8 protein-coding genes, 2 tRNA genes and 1 pseudogene are annotated in these 9,925 nt (G+C 66.1%); 5 read left to right on the top strand and 6 right to left on the bottom strand.

Going from position 1 to position 9,925, the window contains the following annotated elements; all coding sequences use genetic code 11:
• Positions 1–194: 194 nt before the first annotated feature.
• The gene (locus IP83_RS14970) at positions 195–809 is read right to left on the bottom strand and encodes a TMEM175 family protein (RefSeq protein WP_231625068.1); all 615 of its coding nucleotides are present in this window, start codon (positions 807–809) and stop codon (positions 195–197) included.
• Between the two features lie 453 nt (positions 810–1,262).
• On the opposite strand from IP83_RS14970, the gene IP83_RS14975 reads away from it, so the two are divergent.
• Together IP83_RS14975 and IP83_RS14980 are read left to right on the top strand one after the other, a co-directional pair.
• Positions 1,263–2,309, top strand: a complete 1,047-nt coding sequence (locus IP83_RS14975) for an amidohydrolase (RefSeq protein WP_054123036.1) — start codon at positions 1,263–1,265, stop codon at positions 2,307–2,309.
• A gap of 89 nt (positions 2,310–2,398) precedes the next feature.
• The gene (locus IP83_RS14980; RefSeq protein ID WP_054123037.1) at positions 2,399–3,376 is read left to right on the top strand and encodes a nitronate monooxygenase family protein; all 978 of its coding nucleotides are present in this window, start codon (positions 2,399–2,401) and stop codon (positions 3,374–3,376) included.
• Between the two features lie 263 nt (positions 3,377–3,639).
• Here the strand turns inward: IP83_RS14980 and IP83_RS14985 are convergent, their stop codons facing one another.
• The 4 genes from IP83_RS14985 to IP83_RS15000 form a co-directional block, all read right to left on the bottom strand.
• On the bottom strand, positions 3,640–4,116 hold the full coding sequence (locus IP83_RS14985; protein ID WP_231625069.1) for an AHH domain-containing protein: 477 nt from the start codon (positions 4,114–4,116) through the stop codon (positions 3,640–3,642).
• Between the two features lie 148 nt (positions 4,117–4,264).
• Complete coding sequence (locus tag IP83_RS14990) at positions 4,265–5,002, bottom strand: hypothetical protein (RefSeq protein ID WP_156309750.1); 738 nt, start codon at positions 5,000–5,002, stop codon at positions 4,265–4,267.
• A gap of 110 nt (positions 5,003–5,112) precedes the next feature.
• Positions 5,113–5,592, bottom strand: a complete 480-nt coding sequence (locus IP83_RS14995) for a flavodoxin family protein (RefSeq protein WP_054123039.1) — start codon at positions 5,590–5,592, stop codon at positions 5,113–5,115.
• Between the two features lie 7 nt (positions 5,593–5,599).
• Positions 5,600–6,898: a hypothetical protein gene (locus IP83_RS15000; protein WP_231625070.1), complete on the bottom strand. Its 1,299-nt coding sequence runs from the start codon at positions 6,896–6,898 to the stop codon at positions 5,600–5,602.
• A gap of 193 nt (positions 6,899–7,091) precedes the next feature.
• Here IP83_RS15000 and recJ point away from each other — a divergent pair, with 193 nt between their 5' ends.
• The 3 genes from recJ to IP83_RS15015 all read left to right on the top strand — a co-directional run bounded on the left by recJ (position 7,092) and on the right by IP83_RS15015 (position 9,193).
• Positions 7,092–8,867, top strand: a complete 1,776-nt coding sequence (gene recJ / locus IP83_RS15005; RefSeq protein ID WP_054123040.1) for a single-stranded-DNA-specific exonuclease RecJ — start codon at positions 7,092–7,094, stop codon at positions 8,865–8,867.
• Positions 8,868–8,970: 103 nt separating this feature from the next.
• Positions 8,971–9,045, top strand: a tRNA-Glu gene (locus IP83_RS15010).
• 73 nt (positions 9,046–9,118) lie between these two features.
• Positions 9,119–9,193 (top strand) — tRNA-Glu (locus IP83_RS15015).
• A 164-nt stretch (positions 9,194–9,357) separates the two neighbouring features.
• On the opposite strand, the pseudogene IP83_RS21150 reads toward IP83_RS15015, so the two are convergent.
• Positions 9,358–9,594: pseudogene (locus tag IP83_RS21150) on the bottom strand (transposase); the annotation flags it as partial.
• Positions 9,595–9,925: the final 331 nt, after the last annotated feature.

Here is a 9,925-nt window from a genome sequence, read left to right on the forward strand (position 1 = left end):
GGGGGGTCGGAGGGGTAATCGAACAAGCAAGCCTCCGGCGGGCAAGGGCCATCGCCCTTGCATCCCGAAACATTGTCCGGAGCAGCCAGCCACCGCCGCGCCAGGCTCCCCATAAAGCGCTCTCCGATTACCTTCGGTGGCCTACGGCTCAGGGGAGAGGGTTGGGAGAGGGGCAAAGCGCAGCGTCTTTGGGCTCACCCGCTCCCCTTCAGAAACAGATGATCCAGCCGGCTCGCCGGCAGGCACCAGAACACCGCGACCAGGCCTGCGCAGGCGATCCCGAGCCACGGCGATACGAACGCGAGCGCCATGCCCAGCAGATAGACCGCATTGGCTGCATGGCCCTTGCGCCGCGAAGCCACGAGATAGCGCCGCGCTGCCGCCGTATCGCCCTCATCGCGCATGACCGCGCTTTGCAGCAGGCCGTAGGAAACCGCCGGAAGCAGCATCGCACTAAGATAGATCACCGTCGCATCACGGCCGAAGTGATGCTCGCCGAGATAGGCCGTCGCGAAAGGCACCAGGCTCAGCGTGAACAGCAGCGCCATGTTGGCCCAGAGCAAGCCGTTGCTCACCCGCCGGGCATGGCCGAACAAGCGGTGGTGGTTGACCCAGTAGATCGCGACATAGGCATAGGACAGCCCATAGGCGAGAAAGGTCGGCCACAAGGCCGCGAGCGCCCCCAACCCTTCCTCCACCGGCGCTTTCAGTTCCAGCACCATGATCGTGATGATGATCGCGATCACCCCGTCCGAAAACGCCTCGACACGGGCGATGCCTTGTGGGCCGGTCTCTTCGTCCATGCTCATCTGGCGAGCCTATCGGTCCGTCCGGCGCACGACAAGCGGCTCCCGTAACAAACCACTTTCCTACAAGCCCCCACCGGGCGCATGATCCGCCTCGCTCTTTGAACCGTCGTTCCGTGCAAGACTGCCCCTCCCGCCCCCACCATGGCCGGGAGGCGGGCTCCGCGTGACCGCAACCGGAATAACAGACACGTGCGTCAGTTATTCCGGCGGCATGTTGGATGGATTTTGGCCAGTAATGCCGTAAATTCAGTGCAATGGAGGCGAAACCTCGGGAAACCTCAATTTCGCTCTGGACTGCGTCAACCGTGTCAACCTCACCGGCCCTCCAGCATCGTCATTGCGAGCGCAGCGAAGCAATGACGAGAAGGTGATGGGTCGCCCCCTTCCCTTTCCCCCGCCCATCTGCATACTCCGTGAGCGAGCCCGCCAAGAGGCCGACCATGAGAGAGAGCCATGTCTGAAGAGATCATCGATCCCGATCTGCCGATCATCGATCCCCACCACCACTTGTGGGACCTGCGCCCGCTCGTCGCCTCGTTCCCCCAGCCGCTTCATCCCTTCATCGAGACGCTGGTTCCGGCGGCCTACTACACCTTCGACGCGCTCCACGCCGATACCCACAGCGGCCATAACGTGATCGGCACCGTGTTCATGGAATGCGGCGCGTTCTACCGTAACGGCGCCGAGCAGGCGCTGAAACCGGTCGGCGAGGTCGAATTCGTCAACGGCGTCGCCGCACAGGGCGCCAGCGGGCTCTATGGCAACTACCGCCCCTGCGCCGGGATCATCGGCCATGCCGACATGACCTTGGGCGACGGCACGGTGCCCGTCCTCGAAGCTCTCATCGCAGCCGGAAACGGGCGCTTCAAGGGCATCCGCCACCAGGCCGCGTGGGATGCCGATCCCGAAGTGCTCGGCCCCCCGTTCCACGCGCCGTCCGGGCTCTACACCAGCGATGCCTTCCGCGCCGGGTTCAAGCACCTCGGCAAGCTGGGCCTCACCTTCGATGCCTGGCTGCTCGAGCCGCAGCTGCCCGATGTCATCAGCCTCGCCCGCGCCTTCCCCGATCAACCGATCGTGCTCGATCACTGCGGCACCCCGCTCGGCGTCGCCAGTTACAAGGGCAAGCTCCACGAACGCTTCGATGTGTGGCGAGGGCATATCCGCGAGCTCGCCAGGTGCCCCAATGTCTCGGTCAAATTGGGCGGCCTCGCCATGGCCTTCTGCGCCATGCCCGAGCAGGGGCCCGCCGCCGGTGTCGGCTCCGAAACGCTCGCGGCGATGTGGCGCCCCTATATCGAGACCTGCATCGACGCCTTCGGGCCGGAGCGCGGCATGTTCGAAAGCAACTACCCGGTCGACCGCTGGGGCGCGACTTATCCGGTCCTGTGGAACGCCTTCAAGCGCCTTGCCCACGGCGCCTCGGCAGACGAAAAGCATGCGCTGTTCGCGGGCAACGCCGCGCGCTTCTACGGCATCGAGCACGTGCTCGCGGCCTAGTCATTAAGGGAGCGGCGCTGACCTTTGACAGCGCCGCGTCTCCTGCTAAAGCTCCGGTTTAACCGCCCGCTTAAACCGGAGCTTTCAGGATGCCGCTTCCCCCGCTGTTCAAGAACCTGCGCCTCCCCGTCATCGGCTCGCCGCTGTTCATCATCTCCGGCCCCGAACTCGTCATCGCGCAGTGCAAGGCAGGCATCGTCGGCAGTTTCCCCAGCCTCAATGCGCGGCCGATCAGCCAGCTCGACGAATGGCTCCACGAGATCACCGAAACGCTCGCCGCGCACAATCGCGATCATCCGGACAGCCCTGCTGCACCCTTCGCGGTCAACCAGATCGTCCACAAGACCAACAACCGCCTCGATGAGGACATGGCGCTCTGCGAAAAGTGGCAGGTGCCGATGCTGATCACCTCGCTCGGCGCGCGCGAGGATATCAACGAGGCCGCGCATCGCTGGGGCGGCATCGTGCTCCACGACGTGATCAACGACCGCTTCGCCCGCAAGGCCATCGAAAAGGGCGCGGACGGCCTCATTCCCGTCGCCGCGGGTGCAGGCGGCCACGCCGGCGCGCTCTCGCCCTTCGCCTTGATGCAGGAAATCCGCCAGTGGTTCGACGGACTCGTCGCGCTCTCCGGCGCCATCGCGCATGGCCGCTCCATCCTCGCCGCGCAGGCCCTCGGTGCCGATTTCGCCTATATCGGCTCGGCCTGGATCGCGACCGCCGAAGCCCGCGCGGCAGAAGGCTACAAGCAGGAAATCGTCGATAGCCGCGCGCAGGACATCGTCTATTCGAACCTCTTCACCGGCGTGCACGGCAACTACCTCAAGGGCTCCATCGTCAAGGCCGGGCTCGATCCGGACAACCTGCCGGTCAGCGATCCCTCCAAGATGAACTTCGGCTCGGGCGGCAACACCGAAGCCAAGGCGTGGAAGGACATCTGGGGTTCGGGCCAGGGCATCGGCGCGATCGACAAGGTCGAGACGGTGGCCGAACGCGTCGCCACGCTCACCGCGCAGTACCGCGAAGCCGCTGCCGGTCTCACCGCCGACAGCGCGCCCTTCCTTTAGAGCGGTTTCCACCCGTTCTGACCCACCACGACGGAGCCGATTCTGGCCCTCTGCAAGGAGGCGAAGCGTAGGAATATGTCAATATTTCAAGCTTTGCCGACGCAGCAGTGGGCCAAAAGGGGCCCGCCCCTTCAGGGTTGCCCTGAGCAGCCCCGAGGCAGCGTCGCCACCCTCGGCCGGGCAGCCGGCCCGACCTTCGGGCGGCTTCTCCCCTCGGGGCTGCTCAGGGCAATCGTGGTGGGTCAGAACGGGTGGAAACCGCTCTAAAGCCGGCTCTCCGTCGCTTCCCACAGCATCTCGGCCATGCGGTCGAGATGGCTGTAGTCGGTCGCCGGATCATGCCGGTTGAGCTCGATCTCCTCGCCTTTGGGCGGGCTGAGCAGCCGTCTGCGCAGCGCGCGTTGCAGCAGGTCGAGCCGCATCAGCGCCTCCATGCTGGCCAGTTCGGGATCATAGCAGCGCGTGCGGCTCCACCCGAGTTCGATCTGGCCGACCCGTTCGGTAACCATTTCCGAATAGGTTCCGTGCGGTCCGCGATGTAACGGCAAGCCGATCCTGAGCGCGCCGCTCTCGGTCGCAGGGAGCAGCAGGCCGTTCGCGCGGAAGTCGTGAAAGCCGATCCGGTCGGGCGTCAGCGCGGTGATCATCCGGCTGAACGCGCGCCGGTAAAGCAAGGCGCGCGGCAGCAAATGGTGCCGCTGCAAGCCCGGCGTATAGCCCGGCTTTCCCGGTACATTCACCGAGCGGAAGGGGATGCGTCCCCGGGCTATGTGTCCAGCAGGAACCATGCCGCCATGTTCGCGCGGCCAGCTTAACGCAGCACTTGCAAGCGTCGTTTATCGGAACCTTGCAAATGTGCTTTAATCGGCGCTTGCAAGCGTGCTTTACCTAGCGCGGCAGGACGTTAAGCCTGTTTTGCCCCTCCGGCTCGATCCAGACGGCACCGACTCCGCTGAGCACCACTTCGCGCGGGCTGTCCACCGGGCCATGTGCGACCAGCCAGTCGGTCAGGCGCACGGCGATGCGGCTGTGCTCCCGGCTTGGCCCACCCGCGCCGGCGTGGAGCATGAACTCCTGCCCGGTCAGGAAGGCCAGTCCTTCGCTTTCGATGCCGTTCTGGCTGCGCGCCAGGGCTGTCAGGGCCAGCGCCGGGAATGGGCCGCCGGCAAGCCAGACGCCGACCGCTTCGGCGAACCAAGCCGGTGACATCGCGATCCGCGCCGGACGCCACACCACGGCCTGCAGACCCGTCAGACTGGTCAGATGGCGCAGGATTGCCGCCGCCACGCGCAGCACCGGCAACAGGCTTTCCGCCCCGGCCAGATGCGGGCCAACCATGAACCACGCCGCATCCAGAGCGTCGCAGCTGAAATCGCTCGGCAATGCCACGCGGTGGATCACCGGCGGGACCGGACAGTTCGGCCCGGGTGCCAGTCCGGTCAGATCGAATGTCAGTCCGTCACGCAAGAGTTCCGCATTGCCATGCACGGCCTGCGCGGGATTGAGCAGTTCGAACCCCTCAGGGCCGACAGCAAGGCCGGCCACGGCATCGACAGCCGGACGCCCCTCCTCGCCGAACAACAGCGCGGCAAGGGGCTCACGCCCTGCAGCACGCTCGATCACCACCAGTTATGCTCCCTCACTGTGGCTGTATCAGTGACACCAATGCTGGACGGTCGTCGAGTCCCGTGCGGTCAAACTGGCACGGAATCCGTCGGTTCCAACGCCGCGGCACCCTAGAACAGGCCCATCGCCAGCCCGGCGCCAAACGACTGTCCCAAATTGCGGCACTTTTGCAGGTCTGCCGATGACACTGTCTTGGGTGCCAGAATCGCTTGCGGTGTCTGGGCATTCAGGCTCACGACAAGCCCTTCGGCGATTCGGCGCAGCCGCCAGCCGGTGACGATCCGCTCGATCTGGCGCTCGGCCCCCGATCCATCCGATCCCGCAGCGATTGCTGTGGCAAAGGGGCGACCTTCGATCCGTTCGAGCAGCGGATAGTAGCAGCGATCGAAGAACTCCTTCATCGCCCCGCTCATCGTGCCAAGGTTTTCCGGGCACGCGAAGAGATATCCGCCGGCCGCAAGCAGCCGCTCGGGGGTCGCATCGTCCGCCGCGAGCATGGCAGCATCCCCCTCCTCGGCCGCCCCCTCCAGGGCGGCCTCGGCCATCGCGCGGGCCGCGCCGGTGCGGCTGTGCCAGACGATCAGCAGCATAGGCGGCTCAGCACCCGTCCCCGCCGTTGCCGCCGGCGCTGCCGACCGCACCGCCCAGCGCGCCGCCGATGAGGCCGCCCAGCCCGCCCAGTCCACGCTTCTTGGGCTTCTGCGGGCACTGCTGCTGTTGCGCTTGCTGGCCCTGGTTGCGGCCACCTGCTGCCGCTTCCTCATCCATCCCCGGCATCCCCAGCAGGAAGCCGGTCATCGAGCGGTGGCGGATATCGGCGGTCCATTCGGGCCTCCACGGCGTCTTGGGATTGGCCGGGCGCGGCGGATAGACGAAGCTTTCCTCCGGGCCATAGGCATAGAGCGTGACCATCTGGAACTGCGGCGCGGCGGCCTTCACTTCGGCGGGCACCATGCATGTCGTCGTTGCGGGCGCGAGCACCGTCTTCGCCGCCACCAGCTTCGCCACGGTCGCGGGTGAAAGCCAGTCCGAAAGCCCGCCACCGAACTCGCGCGTCATGCTGGAGGACCACCAGACCATGTCGCCCATCTCGCCGCCCTTTTCCATTTTCCCGCCCATCAGCGAGGCATGATAGCCGGTCGCATCGGGCACCGGGCTCCAGCGCAGCAAGGTCGCCCCGCTCGGCTGCGCGAACGTGGACGTGCGCAGCGCGCCCATGAAGTCCTTGGTGAGCGTGAAGTTCATCTCCGGCGCGTAGTTGCCCGCCACCTTGTGCGCGCCGATCAGCGAGCTGTCGGTGCGGACCGCGGCCTTGCTTTCATCGTTCGGCCACGTCCCGTAGGTCTTGCTGCTGGCATAGGAAACGCGGCGCTCCATCGGCACATTGCTGGTCCACAGGCCCGGCGGCATCTGCCCGGCGGCGATCTTGGCGAAATCGATGATGACCGGCTGTCCGGCAGGCGCGTGCTCAACGCAGCCCCAGAAGATCAGAATCCGCCCCTTGGGCCGCTTGAAATCGCGCTTCTCCGCAGGTTCCTCCGGACCCGAGGGCACCTTCACCGGCGTCTTCAGCGGCACCGAGAGGCCGAGCTTGGCACCGGCGGGCATGAAGTGGTCGGCCTTGGGCGCCCCGCCCGCAGGCGCGCGGCTCGAACCGAGGTCGAGCCACAACTCATGCTGCGGCGCGTTACGGTTGCCGCCCCCGAAGGCCATGCTCATCGCGGCACCCATGCCGCCGCCCTTCATGCCGGCCATGCCGCCCATGAGGCCCGATGTCGTCCCGGCGCGCATTTCGTAGCGGGCGATCGGCGCCGCCGTCTGCGCCACACCAAACCCGACGAGAGCCACGCTCGCTGCACCGGCGGCCATCATCAGACGCATGCTGTTCCTGGTCATCAGCTCAAACCCCTCTCTCAGCAGTTTGTATGGCGCGACCGGATTTCTGTTTTGCAGATGCGACCATATCCACTGCCCTTGTGTCAATCACGCTGCGGTGGTGCGATGATCTTGCGCACAGCGGTGCAAGGGATTGTGGGCAGCGCATACCCTGCCCTTTCGCCCGCAGACGCGATCGGTTAGCGCCTTGCGCATGATCCCCGTCACCGCCATCACCCGTTCGCTGTCCGGCCTCGCCTGGCGCTGGCGCGGCGGCAACATGGACCTCACATCGGGCAGCTTCGGTCAGCTCGACAGCCTCGTCGACCAGCTGCTCATGGCGCGCGGGGTGGAACGCCACGATCTGGAGCGCCACCGCCGCCCCACCTTGCGCGATTTCCTGCCCGATCCGTCGATCTTCAACGACATGGATGCAGCGGCGCAGCGGTTTGCCGATGCGATCACCAAGGGCGAGGCCATCGCGGTCTACGGCGACTACGATGTCGACGGCGCCACCAGCGCAGCGCTCCTCATCCGCTTCCTCGCGAGCCTCGGCGTGCAGGCCCGGCCCTATATCCCGGACCGCCTGCTCGAAGGCTATGGGCCCTCCGCCGAAGGTCTCGTCAAGCTGGCGCGCGAGGGGGCGCAGCTCATCGTCACCGTCGATTGCGGCGCGATGGCCTACGACGCGCTGTCCGCCGCGCGCGCGGAAGGCGTCGACGTGATCGTGGTCGACCACCACAAGTGCAATCCGGAGCTTCCTGCCGCCACCGCGCTGGTCAATCCCAACCGGCTCGATGAAAGCGACGAGGCGGCAAGCCACGGCCATATGGCGGCCGTCGGCGTCGCTTTCCTTCTCGCCGTCGCGACGCTCCGGGAACTGCGTGCGCGGGGCTTTGTCGGCGCCTCCGCTGCGCCGGACCTCATGGGTCTGCTCGACCTTGTCGCGCTCGGCACCGTCGCCGATGTCGCGCAGATCAAGGGCGTGAACCGCGCGTTCGTGGCGCAGGGCCTCAAGATCATGGCTCGCCGCGCCAATGTCGGCCTCGCCGCGCTGATCGATGCCAGCCGCCTCAGCCGCGCCCCCACCTGCAGCGACCTTGGCTTCGCGCTCGGCCCGCGCATCAACGCGGCGGGGCGCATCGGCGATTCGAGCCTCGGCGTGCGGCTGCTGACCACCTCCGATGCCGAAGAGGCCCGCTCCATCGCCGCGCGCCTCTCCGAACTCAACGACGAGCGCCGCGCGATCGAGCAGGCGGTGCAGGAAGCGGCCGAGGCGCAAGTCCAGGCGCAGCACAACCGCAGCGTCGTGGTGGTGCATGGACCCGGCTGGCATCCCGGCGTCATCGGCATCGTGGCGGGCCGCATCAAGGAAAAGACCGGACGGCCCACGCTGGTGATTGCCGAGGACGGCGACTCGGAAGGCAACGGCAAGGGTTCGGGCCGCTCGATCCCGGGGGTCGATCTCGGTGCTGCGATCATTGCGGCGAAGGCGGCGGGCCTGCTCATCGCCGGCGGCGGCCACGCCATGGCCTGCGGCCTCACCGTGGCTCCGGGCGGCGCGGAGCGTCTGGCTGACTGGCTTGACGAACGCCTTGCCCGCGATGTCGCAGCCGCACGGCTCAGCCAGTCGCTGCTGCTCGATCTCAGTCTTGCCCCCGGCGGCCTCACGCCCGATCTCGTCGAGCGGCTCGAAGCGGCTGGTCCCTTCGGCATGGGCTGGCCCGGTCCGCGCGTCGCCGTCGGCCCGGTGCGGCTGATCAAGTGCGACGTGGTCGGCGCCGATCACGTGCGGATGATCGCGGGCGGCAACGACGGCCGCTCGTTCAAGGCCATGGCCTTCCGCGCGGCGGAGACCGAGCTGGGGCAAGCCTTGCTGCACGGCGCGCGCGGCCGCCAGTTCTGGCTCGCCGGGCGCGTGAAGATCGATGACTGGGGCAGCCGCCCTGCCGCCGAACTCCATGTCGAAGATGCCGCATTTGCGGACTGATCCGTGCCCCTTGGGACAAGCTTTGCTTTCGCGCAGCGAGGGGGTTGACCTGACCCGCATCTGGCCCTAGTTGCGCGGTCCTGCCACGCGGCAACACGCCAGTGGCCCCTTCGTCTAGCGGTCAGGACGCGGCCCTTTCACGGCTGAAACACGGGTTCGATTCCCGTAGGGGTCACCAACTCTGCACCTCGCCATCGCGCCGGGCAGAGCTCAGACGGCCGGGGCGAAACCGCCGACCCGGCTGATGGCACGGCCCCTTCGTCTAGCGGTCAGGACGCGGCCCTCTCACGGCTGAAACACGGGTTCGATTCCCGTAGGGGTCACCATAAATTTCAATAACTTAGCAGTTCACAGAGGCTGGCGGTCAAATATCCATCAAATATATCCTTACGGATGCAAGCGGATGCGACGGCCGAGTTTAGTGACAATGTAGGGCTACGTTCGCCAAGCGAATCGCCCCCTCTTCTCTGGGACCAGAAGCTTCCCTGAATCAGCGGACCCTAGGTTCCAGCCTCAGGGCCGGGACCCAATTGGCCCACCAAATGATGACGGCGACGATGAGGACGGCGGATGAACCGGTCAGGGCGTAGAAGATATCTTCCCGGACACCCTGCCGACTCCACCGGTTGAAGCAGTTGTCGATCGTTGTGTACTGACCAAAATCAGCCGGGCAATCGCGCCATCGGACACCCGTATAGAGCATGTGCATGATGCCGGAGATCACCCGCCGGTCATCGCCCCGGTGCGCCTAAGTGCGCCCCGAGCCGACCGCGTGGATGCAGTGGCTCAATCACGGCCCAACTTGCATCGTCGAGCCAATAAAGATGCGTGCTCATCCTCAGCTGCCTCCTCGGCAGCATTGAAGCAGCAAATCAGTGCTCTCGGCAGACTTCATTGAGTAAGGGCCCAATACGCCCACCATTTATTTCAATAAATTCCGATAATTAGAGTTAGAGCGGTTTCCACACGAACTGACTCGGCGGGGATTCCCATAGGCGGCCTGGGTTGCGTCCGTCAATGTGGTGTAATTTCGGCGGTGGCCTTGGGTCATCGTCAGG

The organism is Novosphingobium sp. AAP93 (assembly GCF_001296055.1).
Taxonomy (GTDB): domain Bacteria; phylum Pseudomonadota; class Alphaproteobacteria; order Sphingomonadales; family Sphingomonadaceae; genus Novosphingobium.